The organism is Microbispora sp. H10949 (genome assembly GCF_014161435.1).
GTDB lineage: Bacteria > Actinomycetota > Actinomycetes > Streptosporangiales > Streptosporangiaceae > Microbispora > Microbispora triticiradicis.
Genome location: NZ_JABBWZ010000012.1, coordinates 121,694 through 139,098, shown reverse-complemented (window position 1 = coordinate 139,098; position 17,405 = coordinate 121,694). Strand labels below are relative to the sequence as shown.

The following is a 17,405-nucleotide window of genomic DNA, read 5'->3' as shown; positions in this document are numbered from 1 at the left end:
CGTGTCGCAGCCGCAACAATGACCGCTTGGGTATATCGCTGAGTCGGCGGAAACGAGGCGCTCGACCGGGCGCGTAGGTCGGAGGCAGAGCGATGGTACGTAGCTCGAGGCGCGCGAGCGGCCGGCGGAGCCGGCTGCCCGGCCTGGTGTCGCTGCTCGCCGCCTGCGCCGTCGGCGGAGTCGCGGTCACCGTGGCCCTCACCAGCCGTTCGCCCGAGACGTCGCTCGGCCCGACGGTTCCCGTCGCCCAGGAACGGGTCCTGCAGGCCAGCTTCGCGCCGGAGTCGCAGTCGGCCAGGACCCGGCGCGATCCGATGCCGGTCGAGGTCGGCATGCGGTTCGTCCCCCAGGTCGAGGGCCAGGTCGTCGCGCTGCGCTTCCTCAAGGCGCGGGGTGACTACGGCCGGCACATCGGGAGCCTGTGGAGCGACCGCGGGGCGCTGCTGGCTCGCGTCACCTTCCGCTCCGAGACCAGCCGAGGCTGGCAGGAAACCCGTCTGTCGGCGCCGGTGGCGCTGGAGGCCGGACGCACCTACACGGTCTCCTACAACAGCGGCGCCGGCAGGTACGTGGCGCAGCGCGGGGTGTTCACGCAGGGGCCGCTGGAGGTGGGTCCCCTGGTCGCGCCGGCGGAGCGCAACGGCGTCTTCTCCTACGGCCGGCCGTCCTTCCCCCGGCGTTCCAACCCCGCCGGCTACAACTACTTCGTCGACGTCGTCTTCCGTTACACCACGGTGGTCCCGGATCCGGCGGGCGAGGAGGGCGAGCCGCCGGCCTCGGACCCGACAGAGCCCCCCCAGAAGCCCGCGGAGACGCCGGGGGCGCCGGTGACGCCGGCGTACCCGGACGACACGGCGACGACCACGCCTGCGGCGACACCGACGGTGACCGTTCCCGTCACGCCGCCCGTGACGCCGCGCGTCACCCCGACCACGGGGCCCGGCCGCTCCGCCACTCCCACGGCGACGTCCGAGCCGAGCTCGAAGCCCACCCAGGCTCCGCCGCCGGCGAACGGATTCCCCGACGCCTCCACCACGGGCCCCGCGAAGGGCACGGTGTTCACCCGGATGAAGGGCGGCGAACTCCGGCAGAACGGCGCCGTCTACGACGGCGTGGAGTTCACCGACGCGATCGACGTCTACGCCGACAACGTGACCCTGCGCAACTGCAGGATCATCACCACCGGAGAGTGGGGCGTCCAGCTCAGGAACGGCCACGGCAACCTCGTCGTCGACCACTGTGAGATCGCCGGGGACGGCAGGCGCCAGCTGGCCGTGGCCGTCAAGAACATCGGGGACGGCGACATCACGATCCGCGGCAACGACATCCACGACGCGACGGACGCGATCAACACCGGGCGCGGGACCATCGAGGGCAACTACATCCACGACCTGCGCGCGTTCACCGGGGACCACGTCGACGGCATCCAGACCGAGGGCTCGTCCGGAAGCGCACCGCTGGTGATCAAGAACAACACCATCCTCAACCCCGTCGGCCAGACGAGCGCGATCATGCTGGCCACCAGCCTCGGTCCCGTCACCAACGTCCTCATCCAGGGCAACCTGATCGGCGGCGGAGGTTACTGCTTCTACGGCGGCGGTGACAAGGCCGGGTCGAGCAGGAACGTCGTGGTCCGCGACAACGTGTTCAGCCGCTCGCTCTTCTCCAACTGCGGCGCGTACGGCCCGGTGGCGCACTTCGACAGATCGGCGCCCGGCAACGTGTGGCAGAACAACGTGTGGCAGGGCACCCGGACCACGGTCGAACTCTGACATGAGACAACTGCCGATCGCCGGGGCGTACACCTTCACCCCGGCGATCCACGCCGACGACCGGGGCGACTTCCTCGAGTGGTTCAAGGCGGACGGGCTGGCGGAGGCCGTGGGGCACTCCATGCGCCTCGCCCAGGCCAACTGCTCGGTCTCCCGCCGGGGGGTGCTGAGAGGCGTCCACTTCGCCGAGGTCCCGGTCGGCCAGGCGAAGTACGTCACCTGCGTGGCCGGATCCGTCGTCGACGTGGTCGTGGACCTCAGAACCGGGTCGCCCACCTTCGGCCGCTGGGAGGCCGTCGAACTGGACGACGTCACGAGGAGGGGCGTCTACCTCGCCGAGGGGCTCGGGCACGCCTTCATGGCGACCAGCGAGCGGGCCACGGTCGTCTACCTGTGCTCGGAGCCCTACGCGCCCGGGCGCGAGCACGGGGTGCATCCCCTCGACCCCGAGCTCGGCATCGCCTGGCCGGCCGGCCTGGAGCCGATCCTGTCGCCGAAGGACGCCGCCGCCCCCACGCTGTCGGAGGCCATGGCCGCCGGCCTGCTGCCCGCCTACGACGAATGCCTGGCGTACTACGACAAGCTCCGCGCCACGTAGTCGCGGCTCCCGGCGCTCCGGCGAGCCGTCAGGTCAGCGGTTCCACCCGCAGGGGCAGCGTGCCGCCGTCGACGCACTCTCCCGTGGCCGCGTCCCACTTCCAGTGGTGACGGGGGCACTCGACGACGCCGTCGCAGATGACGGCATGGGTGAGGTCCTCGCCCGCGTGCGGGCAGAACCGCTGCATGCGCAGACCGTCACGCTCGATGGTCTCGGTGTTCTGCCGCTCCCGCAGCATCTGCATCGTCTGCACGGGCTGGTTACCGTACCGCAGCAGGCTCATGAAGGTCAGGTCGAAGACGTCGGGCTCGCGGTGCAGGCCCACCCGCATGGACAGCAGGGCCTCCTCCCAGCCGGTCCGCTCCTCGATCACCGCCCGCATCGTCCTGGGGCACAGCAGGAGCGTGTACTCGGGGTCGTACGGCTCCTCGCCCTCGATCACGAAGTGCTCGGCCAGGTGGCCCAGGCGCACGTCCCACATGCGGCCGTCCGCCACCAGGCGGACGTCCTTGGCGAAGTCGCCCAGGAAGCGCTTGTTCCAGCTCTGCAGCTTGGCGAAGTACGCCTCGATCTCCTCGGTGGTCACCGGCTCCGCCGGCTCGTCGTAGAACGCGCCCCACTCGTCGCGGCGCCGCTCCCGATAGGCGGCGAGGTCCTCGGTGGGCGGCGCGTCGCTGTCACGTTCCACCAGCGTGCCGCCGGGCTGGTCGTCCAGCCGTACCACGTCGCCCGGGAAGAGCCGCAGCACCTCGACGCCGGGGCACGCGTCGGCGAACCGGTCCGCCACGTCCTCCCACTGCGGGAAGATCGTCGCCTCCCTGTCGTTGTACGCCTCCAGGACCGGGTCGAGGAAGCAGGCCGGGCCCGCCGACGGCAGGTAGGCGGTGGCCCCGGTGATCCGTACCTTGCGGTAGAGCGTGTCCAGCAGGTCCCCCCGGACGGCCTCGACCTTCTTCCGCATCACCTCGGGCGGATAGTCGTAGCAGTTCGGGTACCACATCGCGCCCGAGTACTGCGCGGCCAGCAGGTCGACGTCGCCGGGCAGCTCCGACATCGGGGTGTTGCAGTCGTTGAGATCGAGGAAGCGGTAGCCGTCCAGGTCGAGCAGGAGCCCGCTGTCCTCCTTGTGACTGGTGTCGAGGTACATCGTCACGGTGAAGCCGGGCGCGAGCTCGTGGGACTCCTTGTGGCCCAGCGCCACGACGTCGGCGAAGCCCAGCGCGGCGAACCGCTTCACCATGATTCTCGAGCGGTAGCGGGGGACGATCACGGTTATCGACCTGTCCAGCATGCGTAACAGGCGCTCGTCGTAATGGTCCTCGTGGGCGTGGGAGACGTAGAGGTAGTCGAAACGACCACTGGTCACCACGTCCAGAAGGTGCCGGTTGTCGGGGTACGGAAACCACGAGTGCAGGAACGCGGGGTAGAACCAGGGATCCATGAGCAGCCGGACGCCCTGGTGCTCGGCGATGAACCCGGCATGGCCCAGATAGCGCAGCCCTGTCCCGGGCGCCCGGCGGTACAGGTCCATCAACAGAGCCCCTCCGTAGCGTCGGCACACTGATCCCACTCGGGCACCGCCCCGCGGCGCGGTTCGAGTATGCCATTCACGGCCCCCGGAAAATGGGGACTTGTGGTGATGCCTTCGCCTTCAGAAAAAGCCCCGGCCCCGGTCCTGAAAGAACCGGGGCCGTGAGGTTTGTCGGTCGCGTCAGCCGATGGTCCAGGTGTCCCCGCCGTGGAGCAGGTCGGCGAGGCTGCCCTCGCCCTTGTCGGCCGTGGCCGTGGCGAGCTGCTCGTTCAGCAGGTGGTCGTAGGAGGGCCGGTCGATCGAGCGGAAGACGCCCATCGGCACGTGCTCGAACGCCGGCTCGTCCAGCCGGGACAGCGCGAACGCGAGCGAGGGGTCGGGGTTGTGGGCGTCGTGCACCAGGATCTCCCCGTCGGCCACCTCGGCGCGGCGCACGACCTCGACGCCGCCCGTGGGCGACAGCCGTACGGCCCGCTCGTTCTCGCCGGTGCCGAACACGATCGGCTGACCGTGCTCCAGCCGTACGGTGATCTCGTCCCGGGTGCCCGGGTCCTTCAGCGTGTCGAAGGCCCCGTCGTTGAAGATGTTGCAGTTCTGGTAGATCTCCACCAGAGAGGCCCCGCGGTGCTCGGCGGCCTGGCGCAGCACGCCCTGCAGGTGCTTGCGGTCGCTGTCCATGGTCCGGGCGACGAACCCGGCCTCGGCCCCGAGCGCCAGCGAGATCGGGTTGAACGGCTTGTCCAGCGAGCCCATCGGGGTCGACTTGGTGATCTTGCCGATCTCGGAGGTGGGGGAGTACTGCCCCTTGGTCAGGCCGTAGATCCTGTTGTTGAACAGCAGGATGTTCAGGTTGACGTTGCGGCGCAGCGCGTGGATGAGGTGGTTGCCGCCGATCGACAGCGCGTCGCCGTCACCGGTGATGACCCACACCGACAGGTCGGGCCGGGAGGCGGCCAGGCCGGTCGCGATCGCCGGTGCCCGCCCGTGGATCGAGTGGAAACCGTAGGTGTTCAGGTAGTACGGGAAGCGGGAGGAGCAGCCGATGCCGGAGACGAACACGATGTTCTCCCGGCGCAGCCCAAGTTCGGGCAGGAAGCTCTGCACCGCGGCGAGGATCGCGTAGTCGCCGCAGCCCGGGCACCAGCGCACCTCCTGGTCGGACTTGAAGTCCTTCAGGGTCTGCTTGGAGTCGGTGCGCGGGATCAGGGCCAGGCCCTTGCCGTTGAGGCCCCCGTTGAAGCTGTCAGACACTCTCGATCACTTCCCCGATGACGGCGGCGAGCTCCTCGGCCTTGAAGGGGAGCCCCCGCACGCGGTTGTAGCTGATCACGTCGACCAGGAAGCGGGCTCGCAGCAGCATGGCGAGCTGCCCGAGGTTGATCTCCGGCAGCAGCACCTTGTCGTAGGAGCGCAGCACCTCGCCGGTGTTGGCGGGCAGCGGGTTCAGGTGACGCAGGTGCGCCTGGGCCACCTTGTGCCCGGCCGCGCGCACCCGCCGGGCCGCCGCCGCGATCGGCCCGTACGTCGAGCCCCACCCGAGCACCAGCACGCGGGCGTCGCCACTGGGGTCGTCGACCGTCAGATCGGGCACGTCGATGCCGTCGATCTTGGCCTGGCGCAGCCGGACCATCCTGTCGTGGTTGTCGGGGTCGTAGGAGATGTTGCCGGTGCCGTCGGCCTTCTCGATGCCGCCGATCCGGTGCTCCAGGCCCGCCGTGCCCGGCACCGCCCACGGGCGGGCCAGCGTCTCCGGGTCACGCTTGAACGGCAGGTACGTGCCGTCCTCGCCGTTGGCCTCGGTGGTGAAAGGCGCGGAGATGTCGGGAAGCTCCGACACCTCCGGGATGCGCCAGGGCTCCGAGCCGTTGGCCAGGTAACCGTCCGACAGCAGCATCACGGGCGTGCGGTACTTCACCGCGATGCGCGCCGCCTCCACCGCCATCGTGAAACAGTCCGACGGCGTGGCCGGGGCCAGGACCGGGACCGGGGACTCGCCGTTGCGGCCGTACATGGCCATCAGCAGGTCGGTCTGCTCGGTCTTGGTCGGCATGCCGGTCGAGGGGCCGGCCCGCTGTACGTCCACGACGATCAGCGGCAGCTCGGTGGTCACCGCGAGGCCCACGGTCTCGGCCTTCAGCGCGACGCCGGGGCCCGAGGTGGTGGTCACGCCGAGCGACCCGCCGAAGGAGGCGCCCAGCGCGGCGGCCACCCCGGCGATCTCGTCCTCGGCCTGGAAGGTGCGGATGCCGAACCGCTTGTGCTTGGACAGCTCGTGCAGGATGTCGGAGGCCGGGGTGATCGGGTAGGAGCCCAGGAACAGCGGCAGCTTCGCCTGCACCGCCCCCGCGATCAGCCCGTACGCCAGGGCCTGGTTGCCGGAGATGTTCCGGTAGACGCCCGGCGTGAGGGTGGCCGGCTTGATCTCGTAGGAGACCGAGAACGACTCCGTCGTCTCGCCGTAGTTCCAGCCCGCCTGGAAGGCCGCGATGTTCGCCTTGGCGATCTCGGGCTTCCGCGCGAACTTGGACTCCAGGAACTTGACCGTGCCCTCGGTCGGCCGGTTGTACATCCACGACAGCAGGCCGAGCGCGAACATGTTCTTGGCCCGCTCGGCGTCCTTCTTCGAGATGTCGAAGCCGTCGAGCGCCCGTACGGTCAGCGAGGTGAGCGGCACCGCGTGGAGCCGCCACTCCTTCAGCGAGTCGTCTTCGAGCGGGTTGCCCGGGTAGCCCACCTTCTGCAGGTTGCGCTTGGTGAACTCGTCGGTGTTGGCGATGATGTCGGCGCCGCGTGGCAGGTCGCCGATATTCGCCTTCAACGCGGCGGGGTTCATCGCGACAAGCACGTTGGGCGCGTCGCCGGGGGTCAGGATGTCGTGGTCGGCGAAGTGCAGCTGGAAGCTCGACACCCCGGGCAGGGTGCCGGCGGGCGCACGAATCTCCGCCGGGAAGTTGGGAAGCGTCGACAGGTCGTTGCCGAACTGGGCCGTCTCCGCCGTGAACCGGTCACCGGTGAGCTGCATTCCGTCGCCGGAGTCACCCGCGAACCGGATGATCACGCGGTCGAGCTGCTGAACCTGCTTGGTCACAGCTCCTCAGTCCTCCTTGACGCGCCCAGGCCTGTCTGCTTGTGGCACGTTGTCATGTCCATGCTAGATCCATCGGGGTCAGGCTGGTTTCTCCGTAGTGCGCACTTGACGTGCTGTCTACCGGGACTTGCCGGCCCGCCGTCTGCGGGGTGTTTCCACTGGTTGCTCCGGCCGCCGGGGTGGCGCACCGTCAGCCTCATGAACCGTCCGGGCGACACAGGCCCGAGGCGAGCCGGCACAGGTCCACGTGCAAGCGGGCGACGAGCATGGGTCGGGTCACGATCCTCAACTATATGCGGGGGATCGGGCTGAGACCGTCAGCGTTCAGCCCTTGAGATCGCGCCCCCCGATATTCAGGGGTACCCGGTAGGCGGTGCGAGGGGGCATTCCGGCTCATCTGCCGTGGTCATGGGCTGTTTCCGGGCCGGACGTGACCGGTCCCTCCGGCGGAGGACAATGGGGGTATGGCGGTGAGCACATGCCCGTGAACGATCTTCCGATGCCGACGGTGGGCCCGATGGCGCGGCCGCTGCCCGAGCCGATGCGGTTCGTGCTGAACTGGGGCCGCCGCTACTCACTGTGGGTGTTCAACTTCGGCCTGGCGTGCTGCGCGATCGAGTTCGTCGCCACCTCCATGAGCAGGCACGACTTCATCCGCCACGGGGTCAGCCCGTTCGCGGACGGCCCCCGCCGCGCCGACCTGCTGGTCGTGTCGGGCACGGTCACCGACAAGATGGCCCCGGCCGTGCGGCGGCTGTACGAGCAGATGCCCGACCCCAAGTACGTCATCTCGTTCGGCGCCTGCTCCAACTCGGGCGGGCCGTACTGGGACTCCTACTGCGTGACCAAGGGCGTCGACCAGATCATCCCGGTGGACGTGTACGTCCCGGGCTGCCCGCCGCGTCCCGAGGCCCTGCTGCACGGGATCACGAAGCTGCAGGAGAAGATCGCGGGTGAGACGGCCGCGGACCCCTCCCTCCCGGGCGCGGACTCGTGAGCGCGCTGCCGGAGCCGTACGGCTCCCGCGTCGGCGACTCCTTCGGCCAGGCCGTGCTCGACGTGGAGCCCGGCGAATGGATCGACGCGCTGACGGCCGCGCGTTCGGCCGGGTTCGCGTTCTTCGACTGGCTGACCGCCGTGGACGAGCCACCGGAGGAGTTCTCCGTCGTGGCCCACGTGTTCGACCCCGTCGCGTTCGCGCACCTGCTCGTACGCACCCGGGTGCCACGCGCCGACCCCCGCCTGCCGACCGCGACGGGCGTCTTCCGGGGTGCGAACTGGCACGAGCGCGAGACGTACGAGATGTTCGGCGTGGTGTTCGACGGCCACCCGGACCTGCGCCCGCTGCTGCTGCCGGACGGCTTCGAGGGCCACCCGCTGCGCAAGGACTTCGTGCTGGCCGCCCGGGTCGCCAAGGCGTGGCCGGGGGCCAAGGAACCGGGGGAGTCCGGCCAGGGCTCCCCGAGCCGCCGCAGGACGCTCCCCCCAGGCGTCCCGCCCGGCTGGGGGTCCTCCTGAGGGGACTCCCGCAACCGGCGCGCTCGACCTCGTGCTACTTCCCGCACCGGCTCCTGCCGCACCGGCTCCTGCCGCGCGGTGCTCCGGCCGCACCTGTGACGGCGGTGCGGCATCAGAACGGGCACCTCCACCCCGGCCACGCCGCCGTCGCCTCGTCCTCCCACGCCTGCAGCGTCTTCCCCTCGTAAACCGTCTCGCGGTGAACACTCAGCCACTCGACCAGTTCCGCGCTTCCGCGGACCTTGTTCCGTACCAGCCAGGGCTGGCCGCGGAGGTCCGCGCGCGGGATGCCGCCGTGGTCCACAAGGCACTGCACCACCGCCACGAGCGCCTGATCACGCCGCTGCACCTCGTCGTTGACCGGCGGCTTCTGTTCTTCCGTGCAGGCCGCCAGCGTGAGCACCAGCGATAGGAGAAGTGTGGTCGCCGCCCACGATGTCCTCACTGCTGTACCTTCATCGCTTCCTGCGCGGCCCTGATCCACTCGAGCAGGGTTCTGCCGCCGTAGGAGGTCTCGGCGTGTGCGCTGAGCCATTCGACGAACTCGGCGTTGGGCGTCAGCCTGCCGTTCGTGTACCAGGTGACGTGTTCTGGCGGATGGAGCGCGCCCGCACCGATAAGGCCCTGGACCACCGGCACCTCGATCTGAAGAACCTGCTTGCGGAAGGCATCGTCATTGTCCTTCAGAGCACGCAACGCGTGGTCCGTATCGAACGACTCGCTGACCAACGGGCCGAAGCTGCCGGTCAGGAATTGGGCGATGGTCCCCGGTCCCCACGTGTTCTTGAAGCTGAGCGCACCGAAGCCGCCGGTCAGGATCGCGAAAGCGGTCTGGTTCCGTGTCTCTTCTTCATCCCGCAACTGCTCGTCGATGAAGTGCCGCTCGTTCTGCAGACGCTGCACCAGGCCGTACAAGCCGGCTATCTCGTTCAGGTAATCCGCATCGGACGGATCCTTGATGGTCGCCGCCACCGCGATCGCCACGCGAGCGTTGAGGATCCCCTTGAACCGTCCGAACTCTTCCGGCGTCCGCAACGCCTCGGCGATCACCGTCTCCAGTTCGCTGTTCCTGACCACGACCGTCCAGGGATTCGCGGGATCGTTCTCCTTCGGCAGCGGCTGCGAGGAGAAGTCGTGACCCACCGACTTGGCGAAGTCCGGCAGGTAGCGCTCGGCGGTGTAGATCAACGCCTGGCGGACCTGGTTGGGAAGCACCGTCTGAGGGTGGAGTCTGGCGAAGTCGGCGGTGGCTTGGACGATGTGGACGACGGACCAGGCGGACTCCTCGGCGTCGGCGGAGGTGCCGCGCTCGGCGGAGACGGCGGCCTTGAGGAAGGCCCCCACAGGAGTCGAAAGGTCCACCCGGCCGGCGGGGGGAAGCGCGCCTCCCGGATGCACGTACGAGCTGAGGAACCGGCCGGGATCGTAGCCGGGGGTGTGCCAGGAGTCGCTGACCAGCATGCGGGCGTACCTGAGGCCGGTGGCGGGGTCGCCGAGCACGTGGCGGGCCGCGACGCCGTTCTCGGCGGCCCGTTGCAGGACGGCCCCGACGGCGTCGAACTCCGCCATGAGGCGCTGGTGACGGGTGGCGCCGGTGTCGGTCTCCGCCTCGCCGCGGGCGGGCGGCCAGATCGTCTTGCCCGCGGCGCGGGCGTCGAGCATGGCTCGGGTCAGGTCGGCGAGCAGGCGCGGGTCCCACGAACGGCCGTCCGGGCCGTACTTGGCCAGCATGCCGGCCGACCAGGGGTCGGAACCGCGGGTCATGGCGTCGCGGGCCGCGGTGGAGAGGAGAGGACGGCTCTCCTTGCCGGTGCCCACGCGCATCCGGCTCGCGGCGGCCAGCGAGGCGCCGAGCGCCCGCAGGATGCCCACGCTCTCCGCGCTGAACAGGGCCGGTCCGGTGCGGTTGTACAGCGTGCGGGCGGCCTGTACGGCGAGCGGCCCGGCGCCCGCCCAGAAGGCCGCCTGGTAGTCCTTGTCGGCGAGGTGACGTTCCAGGTGCTCGGGCAACGTCGACAGGGCGGCGCGGGCCGCCTCTGGGTCCTTGGCCGCGAGAGCGGCGGTCAGCGCCTCGGCGTCACGCCTGCCCTGGTCGCCGCTCCGCCCGGTCGCCTCCCAGTCCAGCCGTACGACCGGGGGACGGGTGAAGACCGGCCCGAGCACGCCCGGGGCCCGGGTCATGACGCTCCACCCCTGTTCCCTGGCCAGTTCGTACGCCCTGGTCGTACGGGCGTCCATGTCGCGGACGTCGTCGAGCGCGGCGGCGATCAGGCGGGAGAGCGAGGCGAAGCTGAGTTCACTGCCCCATTTCTGCATCTTCTGGTGAATCGCGGGGCCCTGCCGGGCGAGCAGGTCGTGGAGATGTTCCAGCCGTTTGGTCAGCTCCTTCAGATTCTCGGGATCGACCCCGACGAATTCCCCCATTGCGTCCCCTCTCCCCGGCGAACTCCGTGACGACGGGTTATGAGGCGGCCCTCCGGCGTTCCGCCTCCTCGACACGGGCGACGAGATGCGGCTGCTCGGTGAGAACGGCGTCGAGCAGCTTGGTGAGCTGGACCTTTCGCGCCTGCCAGCCGGCGGCCCACTGATCGGCCGCCGGGCCCTGCCAGGTGTGGTCGCCGAACATCGGGGGCACGGCGCCGAGCGCATCGAGAATGTCCCGCGCGGCGGCGCCGGCCGCGGCCATGTCCGCTCTGCACTCGGCGATTTCCGGTGCCGTCACTGGTGCCCTCCGGCTGTCGCGGCTGACGAAACGCGCAAGGAGCACTTCGCAGCCTAGAGAAACGCATCTCGAATAACCAGTGATATGTGACTGCGGCCGGAATCGGGGCGTTTATGAGAGAAAGATGCCGTATTCGGCGAGATCGGCCGTGAGGTGGGGAGGCAGCGACGCGGCTGCGGAGACGTCCTCGGCCGAGACGAAACCGCCCACCTGCTCCCGGACCCGCACGACCTGGTCGGCGAGGGCGAGGGTCATCCCCGGCAGGCTCGCGATGATCGGAGCGGGAGCGCGGTTGAGGTCGACCAGGCCTCCGTCGTCGTACTGCCGGGGCAGGTCGGGCCGTCCGATCCGCAGTTCGCGCGCCATCGCGGGATCCCGCTCGGCCAGTTCCCTCGCCTGCTGCCGCAGCGTGCGCCGATGCTGCGCGACCGCCAGCGCGTGCTCGTTGAGCGTGGAGGGCTGCGAGGCGAGGCCGAACACCCGCTTCCTGATCAGGAAGGAGTGCAGGGTCCCGCCGAGCCAGGGACCGAGAGCGCCGATCACGATGGCGGCGGTCGCCGGCCACGGCGTGGGGACGTCGTCGTAGACCACGCTGTTGTAGAGCCACGCCGCCGTCAGCGCGGCGTATCCGGCGGCGGACAGGCCGAGCGCGGCGCTGCGCCGCCGGACGGCGGCGTACAGCATCGTGAAGGGCGTGCCCGCTCCGCAGGTGAAGAGCGGGACGAGCGCCCAGAACACGCTGGCGGCGCCGGACGGCGGTTGCGGTGGCGGCGGCGGATAGCCCCCGTAGTAGGGATTCGGTGGTCCCTGCGGTGCGGGAGGGTAGCCTCCCGGTCCCCCATAGCCGTTCATGGTCCAGACGATACGGATTCGTCGCCGTTTGTGCGTGCCCTTCTTCCACCCGTCCTGTGGACAACCCTGGGGACGGGGCTGTGGACGATGTGGAAAACCACGGGGACGGAGCCGCGCGCCCGGCCGCCGTCCACAGTGCGCGACACGGTGCGCGAAAATGAGGTATGGCGTGCGTACCAGGAGAAGGACCGGGCGGGGATCCGGCCGCGATCGCGCGGCAGGCGCCGTACGGGCCGGAGCCGGGGCAGTACCCGGAGGTCCGCCCCGACCTGCCCGCGCGCAGCCGGGGCGTGATCGCTCTGGTGGAGGAGAACTGCACCGTCTGCATGCTCTGCGCGCGCGAGTGCCCTGACTGGTGCATCTACATCGACTCGCACAAGGAGACGGTCCCGGCGCCGGGAGGCGGGCGGCCGCGTGCCCACAACGTGCTCGACCGCTTCGCGATCGACTTCTCGCTGTGCATGTACTGCGGCATCTGCGTCGAGGTGTGCCCGTTCGACGCGCTGTTCTGGTCGCCGGAGTTCGAGTACGCCGAGTACGACGTCCGCGACCTCCTGCACGAGAAGGACAGGCTCGGCGAGTGGGTCGCGACCGTGCCCCCGCCGCCCGGGCACGAGGTCGGCGCCGAGCCGCCGAAGGGACCGCTCAAGGGGCCGTCGGCGGGCGCGCGCGGGCAGTTGGCCCGGCCGCCGGTCACGGGGCCGGTGAAGGGGCCCGACGAGGGCGCCTCCGTCGCGGAGGAGGCCGCGGGGCGGCCCACGGTGCAGGGGACCACGCAGCCCACGGGTCCGCAGGCGGGCCGGGCGCCGGAGGGCGGCGCGGCGGAGCGCCCCGGCGCTCCCGGGCAGGAACCAGCGCCAGCGCGCGGGACCGAACCCGCGGACGGTCCCCGGACCGAACCCGCGAACGGTCCCCGGAACGGCACCGCGGGCGGTCCCGAAAACGGCGCGCCGCAGGGCTCCCGGACCGGCGCCGCGGGCGGTCCCGGGAACCGCCCCCGGCGCGAGCCGCCGCGCGCCATGCGCGACGTCCGCTCCATCCGGCCACCCGGCTCACTGCCGAAGAAGTCCCGGCAACCCGGTGAGAAGGGCGGTCCCGAGGGGGAGAGCTGACCTCTCGCACGCCGGAGCACCTCGCGGGGAACGTTCGCCCAGGACCTGCGCGTTGGTAGGGCTGGACGCACCCAACCGTGAGGAGGAGGCGTGCACCACAACCGCCTGCGCACCGCGGTCCTGCTGGGGGCGCTGTCCGCGTTCCTCCTGGCGGCCGGGGTCTGGCTGGGGGGCGGCGCCGGTGCTCGGATCGCCGTCGTGGTCGCACTCGCGACCTGCGGCGTCGCCTACTTCACGGCCGACAGGATCGCGCTGTCGGCCCTGCGGGCCCGGCCCGTGGCCGAGGTCGAGCAGCCGCAGCTCTACCGGGTCGTCCGCGAGCTGTGCACGGAGACCCGCAGGCCGATGCCCCGCCTGTACGTGTCGCCGACCATGCAGCCCAACGCGTTCGCGACCGGCCGCAACCCGCGTGATGCCGCCGTGTGCGTCACGCACGGCCTTCTCGGGCTGCTGGACGAGCGCGAGCTCAAGGGGGTGCTCGGCCACGAGCTGTCGCACATCAACAACCGGGACACGCTGATCTCGTCCGTCGCGGGCGCGCTGGCCACGATGATCACCTATTTCGGGTACGTCGGCCTGTTCTCCGGCTTCGGCTCCGGCTCCGGAGACAAGGACGACGGGCCGGGGTTCCTCGGCGCCGTCCTGGTGATGATCCTCGGCCCGGTCGCGGCGACGATGATCCAGATGGCGATCTCGCGGTCCCGGGAGTTCGCCGCCGACGACGCGGGCGTACGGCTGACCGGTGACCCGCTGGCTCTCGCCTCGGCACTCCGCAAGATCGAGATGGAGGCGCGCCGGCTTCCCCTCCCGGAGAACGGCAGGCTCGCCTCCGCAGGCCACATGATGATCGTGAACCCGTTCCGCTGCGCCGGGCTCGGCCGGCTGTTCGCGACCCATCCGCCGGTCGCCGCGCGGATCGCCCGGCTGGAGCGGATGGCCGGTTACCGGCGCTGACGCGGCTTCGAGCGCGGCCCGGCGCCGGCGGCGTTCAGGAGTGCTGCCGGACCGGGTCGGTCTCCTCGGGGCCGAGCGCGGGCAGGCCGTCGATGCTCTCCCGGTTGTTCTTGGCGCGGTAGTCCCGCCGCTGCTGGACGTCCTTGCGCCCGGCCCAGTCGTCGAGCAGCGCCCGGTCCTGCTCGTACGCCATGAAGGGCACCGAGTAGCCGCAGGAGTCGGCGATGCGGTCGCAGGACACCACGATGACCGAGCGCACCCCCGGGTGCGGCCCGAAGAGCGTGAGCAGCCCGGAGAACTCGGCGTCGCCGGGAGTCACCACCCGGCCGGTGCCGAAGAGCCGCACGATCTTCGGCGGCCCGGCGAAGGCGCAGAACATCAGCGTGACGCGCCCGTTGTCGCGGATGTGGGCGATGGTCTCGACGCCGCTGCCGTCGAGATCGAGGTACGCGACCGTCGTGTCGTCGATGACCGCGAAGGTGTCCGCGTAGCCCTTGGGCGACACGTTGACGTGGCCACCCTGCTCGGGGGCCGTCGCCACGAAGAAGACGGGTTGTGCGGAGACGAACTCACGCAGCCGGTCGGTGAGCTTTTCGTAGACCTTGCCCATACTGCGACGATAACCCGGGCCACCCGCCCGGCAGCCACCCCGTCCACAGGGTGGACTGCCGGGAGAGCGGGGTCTCAGGTGCCGGGGTCAGGTGCCAGGGTGCAGCACCCGGCGCAGGAACTCGCGGGTCCGCTCGTGCTGCGGGTCGGCGATGACCTGCTCGGGCGGCCCGTCCTCGACGATCACGCCGCCGTCCATGAACACCACCCGGTCGGCGACCTCGCGGGCGAAGCCCATCTCGTGGGTGACGACCAGCATGGTCATGCCGTCCTCGGCGAGCTGCCGCATGACCGACAGCACGTCGCCGACCAACTCGGGGTCGAGCGCCGAGGTCGGCTCGTCGAACAGCATCAGCGAGGGGTTCATGGCGAGCGCGCGGGCGATGGCCACGCGTTGCTGCTGACCACCGGACAACTGGGGCGGATAGGCGTCGAGCTTCTCGAGCAGGCCGACCTTCTCCAGGTTCTCCCTGGCGACGCTGTCGCACTCGTCCCGGCGCCGCTTGAGCACCCGCTCCTGGGCGATCGTGACGTTCCGCCGCACGGTCAGGTGCGGGAACAGGTTGAACTGCTGGAACACCATGCCGATCCGCCGCCGGGCGGCGTCGATGTCCACGTCCGGGTCGGTCAGGTCGACGCCGTCGACGATCACCTTGCCGGAGGTCGGCTGCTCCAGCAGGTTGACGCAGCGCAGCAGCGTCGACTTCCCCGAGCCGGACGGCCCGATCACGCAGACCACCTGGCCGCTCTCGACGGTGAAGTCGATGCCGCGCAGGACCTCCAGGCTGCCGAACGACTTGTGCAGGTCCTTGATCTCGACGGTGCTCATCGGCTCGCTCCCTGACGAGACTCCAGCCGCCTGGCGACGTACCCGAGGGGGATCGTGATCAACAGGTATGTGAGGCCGGACATGAGGATCGGCGTGGGGTTGGCGAACGTGGACGACTGGTCGTTGCCGAACTTGGCCAGCTCCACCTGCGCGGCCGTGACCCCGAGGAACAGCACCAGCGAGGAGTCCTTGAACAGCAGGACCAGCTCGTTGGTCAGCGGCGGGATCACGATCCTGATGGCCTGCGGGATCACGATGGAGACCATCGCCCGCATGTACGGCATGCCGAGCGAGCGCGCCGCCTCCATCTGACCCCTGGGCACCGCCTGCAGGCCGGCGCGGAACGTCTCGGCCATGTACGCCGCGGACACGAGGCCGAGGCCCAGGGCCGCCTGGCCGTACACCTCGCCGGGCACGTGGAAGCCGGGGAACGCGAGCGGCAGGCTGCCGATCATCAGGAAGATGACGAGCGCGGGCAGCCCCCGGAAGATCTCGACGTATCCGGCCGCGACCCAGCGGTACGGCGCCACCGACGACTGACGCATCAGCGCCAGCAGCAGGCCGACCACGAAGCCGAAGGCGTACCCGGTGACGGTGTAGATGACCGTGTTCCGCAGGGCGACCGTGAACAGCTGGGGGAGGCCCTTGCCGGCCACGTCGAGGTTGAGGAACGACTCGCGGATCGCGCCCCAGTCGGCCAGGGCGGCCAGGACGACCACGAGGACCACCAGCAGGGCATACTGGACGCCCCGGCTGATGCGCTGTTTCCGGCGCGGGCTGAGCCCCTTGCGGGGCTCAGCCGGGGAGGGTGCCTCCTGCTCGCTCACAGCACTCATGATCCGGCGGCGGGCGACTCGGTTCCGGTCGTGGCCGGGCTCTCACCGGTCGTGGCGCCGTCCGAGGCACCGCCGGTCGCGGCGCCCGGCTCGGTCCCGAACCACTTCTTGTAGATCGCGTTGTAGGTGCCGTCCGACTTCGCGGCGGCGAGGACCTCGTCGATGACCTTCTTGAGCGCCGTGTTGTCCTTCTTCATGCCGATGCCGTACTGCTCACCGGTGTCGAGGCTGGCGACCTGCTCGAACTTGGCGCCGACCTCGGGCTTCTTCAGCCACGTCAGCACGACCGGGAGGTCCTGCACGATGACGTCCGCCTGGCCGGTCTGCAGGCCGAGCAGCTCCTTGGGGGAGTCGGCGAACTCGATCGGCTCGAAGCCCTTGCCCTTGACGTAGTCGAGACCGGTCGTCGACGCCTGCGCGCCGAGCTTGAGGTTCTTGGCCTTGACGTCGTCGAGCGAGGTGACCCCGCTGCCCTTCTTGGCCATCAGCGCCTGGGTGGCGTCGAAGTACGGCTCGGAGAACAGCAGGTTCTGCTTGCGCTCGTCGGTGATCGTCATGCCGGCGGCGGCCACGTCGCACTTGCGGGAGTTGAGCGCGGCGCCGCTCTTGATCGCCGCGAAGTCGATGTCGACGATGTCCTGCGTCACGCCCAGCTTCTTGGCGACCAGGTCGACGATGTCCACGTCGAACCCGACGACCTTGTCGCCCTGGTTGAACTGGAACGGCTCGTACGGGATGTTCGTACAGGTCGTGATCTTGCCGCCGTTGATGAGGGCGACGGTGTTCGGGCCGGCGGGGGCCGTCGCGGCCGAGTCCGAGCCGCCCGACTCGCCCCCGCAGGCGGTCACCAGGAGGACCGTCGCCAGCGCCGCCGCGCCGATGCCCGCCGCTTGCCGATAAGTGGACCAGGGAGCCACGCGGCCTCCTCGCTCTAGTACGTGAACTGTACAGAGGCGCAGTTTAGGGGCACGTTATGACGCTTTT

At 70.2% G+C, this 17,405-nt stretch carries 18 protein-coding genes; 6 read left to right on the top strand and 12 right to left on the bottom strand.

Annotation, left to right across the window (positions count from 1 at the left end):
- Positions 1 to 92 precede the first annotated feature (92 nt).
- Complete coding sequence (locus tag HHX40_RS28840; RefSeq protein ID WP_182883091.1) at positions 93 to 1,772, top strand: DUF4082 domain-containing protein; 1,680 nt, start codon at positions 93 to 95, stop codon at positions 1,770 to 1,772.
- A gap of 1 nt (position 1,773) precedes the next feature.
- Complete coding sequence (locus HHX40_RS28835) at positions 1,774 to 2,370, top strand: dTDP-4-dehydrorhamnose 3,5-epimerase family protein (protein WP_182883090.1); 597 nt, start codon at positions 1,774 to 1,776, stop codon at positions 2,368 to 2,370.
- 28 nt (positions 2,371 to 2,398) lie between these two features.
- Here the strand turns inward: HHX40_RS28835 and HHX40_RS28830 are convergent, their stop codons facing one another.
- The 4 genes from HHX40_RS28830 to HHX40_RS38340 all read right to left on the bottom strand — a co-directional run bounded on the left by HHX40_RS28830 (position 2,399) and on the right by HHX40_RS38340 (position 7,269).
- Positions 2,399 to 3,901, bottom strand: coding sequence for an MBL fold metallo-hydrolase (locus tag HHX40_RS28830; protein ID WP_182883089.1), 1,503 nt, complete (start codon positions 3,899 to 3,901; stop codon positions 2,399 to 2,401).
- Between the two features lie 180 nt (positions 3,902 to 4,081).
- Positions 4,082 to 5,152, bottom strand: a complete 1,071-nt coding sequence (locus tag HHX40_RS28825) for a 2-oxoacid:ferredoxin oxidoreductase subunit beta (protein ID WP_111700642.1) — start codon at positions 5,150 to 5,152, stop codon at positions 4,082 to 4,084.
- Positions 5,145 to 6,989, bottom strand: a complete 1,845-nt coding sequence (locus HHX40_RS28820) for a 2-oxoacid:acceptor oxidoreductase subunit alpha (protein ID WP_138459418.1) — start codon at positions 6,987 to 6,989, stop codon at positions 5,145 to 5,147. The genes HHX40_RS28825 and HHX40_RS28820 overlap by 8 nt, the downstream gene beginning before the upstream one ends.
- A 196-nt stretch (positions 6,990 to 7,185) precedes the next feature.
- Positions 7,186 to 7,269 carry a putative leader peptide gene (locus HHX40_RS38340; RefSeq protein WP_368856965.1) on the bottom strand — a complete coding sequence of 28 codons (84 nt, stop codon included), beginning with the start codon at positions 7,267 to 7,269 and terminating at the stop codon, positions 7,186 to 7,188.
- 219 nt (positions 7,270 to 7,488) lie between these two features.
- On the opposite strand from HHX40_RS38340, the gene HHX40_RS28815 reads away from it, so the two are divergent.
- Together HHX40_RS28815 and HHX40_RS28810 are read left to right on the top strand one after the other, a co-directional pair.
- Entirely contained in the window at positions 7,489 to 7,986 is a 498-nt protein-coding gene (locus HHX40_RS28815) for an NADH-quinone oxidoreductase subunit B (RefSeq protein ID WP_220499696.1), read from the top strand.
- Positions 7,983 to 8,507, top strand: coding sequence for an NADH-quinone oxidoreductase subunit C (locus tag HHX40_RS28810; protein WP_182883087.1), 525 nt, complete (start codon positions 7,983 to 7,985; stop codon positions 8,505 to 8,507). The genes HHX40_RS28815 and HHX40_RS28810 overlap by 4 nt, the downstream gene beginning before the upstream one ends.
- A gap of 112 nt (positions 8,508 to 8,619) precedes the next feature.
- Here HHX40_RS28810 and HHX40_RS28805 read toward each other — a convergent pair whose 3' ends face one another.
- From HHX40_RS28805 to HHX40_RS36055, 4 genes are all read right to left on the bottom strand, one after another.
- Positions 8,620 to 8,952 carry a hypothetical protein gene (locus HHX40_RS28805; RefSeq protein WP_182883086.1) on the bottom strand — a complete coding sequence of 111 codons (333 nt, stop codon included), beginning with the start codon at positions 8,950 to 8,952 and terminating at the stop codon, positions 8,620 to 8,622.
- The gene (locus tag HHX40_RS28800) at positions 8,949 to 10,931 is read right to left on the bottom strand and encodes a hypothetical protein (RefSeq protein ID WP_182883085.1); all 1,983 of its coding nucleotides are present in this window, start codon (positions 10,929 to 10,931) and stop codon (positions 8,949 to 8,951) included. The genes HHX40_RS28805 and HHX40_RS28800 overlap by 4 nt, the downstream gene beginning before the upstream one ends.
- Positions 10,932 to 10,968: 37 nt before the next feature.
- Positions 10,969 to 11,229 (bottom strand): hypothetical protein, encoded by a 261-nt coding sequence (locus HHX40_RS28795; protein WP_133305991.1) that lies wholly within the window; start codon positions 11,227 to 11,229, stop codon positions 10,969 to 10,971.
- Positions 11,230 to 11,340: 111 nt separating this feature from the next.
- The gene (locus tag HHX40_RS36055) at positions 11,341 to 12,081 is read right to left on the bottom strand and encodes a ComEA family DNA-binding protein (RefSeq protein ID WP_220499695.1); all 741 of its coding nucleotides are present in this window, start codon (positions 12,079 to 12,081) and stop codon (positions 11,341 to 11,343) included.
- Positions 12,082 to 12,245: 164 nt separating this feature from the next.
- Between HHX40_RS36055 and HHX40_RS37245 the strand changes: the two genes are divergently transcribed.
- Entirely contained in the window at positions 12,246 to 13,193 is a 948-nt protein-coding gene (locus HHX40_RS37245; RefSeq protein ID WP_259404009.1) for a 4Fe-4S binding protein, read from the top strand.
- Positions 13,194 to 13,283: 90 nt separating this feature from the next.
- Positions 13,284 to 14,147, top strand: a complete 864-nt coding sequence (locus HHX40_RS28780; protein WP_182883084.1) for a M48 family metalloprotease — start codon at positions 13,284 to 13,286, stop codon at positions 14,145 to 14,147.
- A gap of 34 nt (positions 14,148 to 14,181) precedes the next feature.
- Here HHX40_RS28780 and HHX40_RS28775 read toward each other — a convergent pair whose 3' ends face one another.
- The 4 genes from HHX40_RS28775 to HHX40_RS28760 form a co-directional block, all read right to left on the bottom strand.
- Positions 14,182 to 14,757: a pyridoxamine 5'-phosphate oxidase family protein gene (locus HHX40_RS28775; protein ID WP_182883083.1), complete on the bottom strand. Its 576-nt coding sequence runs from the start codon at positions 14,755 to 14,757 to the stop codon at positions 14,182 to 14,184.
- Between the two features lie 87 nt (positions 14,758 to 14,844).
- Positions 14,845 to 15,585 carry an amino acid ABC transporter ATP-binding protein gene (locus HHX40_RS28770; protein WP_182883082.1) on the bottom strand — a complete coding sequence of 247 codons (741 nt, stop codon included), beginning with the start codon at positions 15,583 to 15,585 and terminating at the stop codon, positions 14,845 to 14,847.
- Positions 15,582 to 16,421: an amino acid ABC transporter permease gene (locus HHX40_RS28765; RefSeq protein ID WP_182872775.1), complete on the bottom strand. Its 840-nt coding sequence runs from the start codon at positions 16,419 to 16,421 to the stop codon at positions 15,582 to 15,584. Before HHX40_RS28765 ends, HHX40_RS28770 begins: the two co-directional genes overlap by 4 nt.
- Entirely contained in the window at positions 16,418 to 17,338 is a 921-nt protein-coding gene (locus HHX40_RS28760) for an ABC transporter substrate-binding protein (protein ID WP_182872774.1), read from the bottom strand. Before HHX40_RS28760 ends, HHX40_RS28765 begins: the two co-directional genes overlap by 4 nt.
- Between the last annotated feature and the right edge of the window lie 67 nt (positions 17,339 to 17,405).

Excerpts from the sequence above, each read along its gene's own strand:
- HHX40_RS28775 (WP_182883083.1), bottom strand. The coding sequence starts at position 14,757 with ATGGGCAAGGTCTACGAAAAGCTCACCGACCGGCTGCGTGAGTTCGTC.
- HHX40_RS28765 (WP_182872775.1), bottom strand. The coding sequence starts at position 16,421 with ATGAGTGCTGTGAGCGAGCAGGAGGCACCCTCCCCGGCTGAGCCCCGC.
- HHX40_RS28800 (WP_182883085.1), bottom strand. The coding sequence starts at position 10,931 with ATGGGGGAATTCGTCGGGGTCGATCCCGAGAATCTGAAGGAGCTGACC.
- HHX40_RS28770 (WP_182883082.1), bottom strand. The coding sequence starts at position 15,585 with ATGAGCACCGTCGAGATCAAGGACCTGCACAAGTCGTTCGGCAGCCTG.
- HHX40_RS37245 (WP_259404009.1), top strand. The coding sequence starts at position 12,246 with ATGGCGTGCGTACCAGGAGAAGGACCGGGCGGGGATCCGGCCGCGATC.
- HHX40_RS36055 (WP_220499695.1), bottom strand. The coding sequence starts at position 12,081 with ATGAACGGCTATGGGGGACCGGGAGGCTACCCTCCCGCACCGCAGGGA.
- HHX40_RS28835 (WP_182883090.1), top strand. The coding sequence starts at position 1,774 with ATGAGACAACTGCCGATCGCCGGGGCGTACACCTTCACCCCGGCGATC.
- HHX40_RS28840 (WP_182883091.1), top strand. The coding sequence starts at position 93 with ATGGTACGTAGCTCGAGGCGCGCGAGCGGCCGGCGGAGCCGGCTGCCC.
- HHX40_RS28830 (WP_182883089.1), bottom strand. The coding sequence starts at position 3,901 with ATGGACCTGTACCGCCGGGCGCCCGGGACAGGGCTGCGCTATCTGGGC.
- HHX40_RS28815 (WP_220499696.1), top strand. The coding sequence starts at position 7,489 with ATGCCGACGGTGGGCCCGATGGCGCGGCCGCTGCCCGAGCCGATGCGG.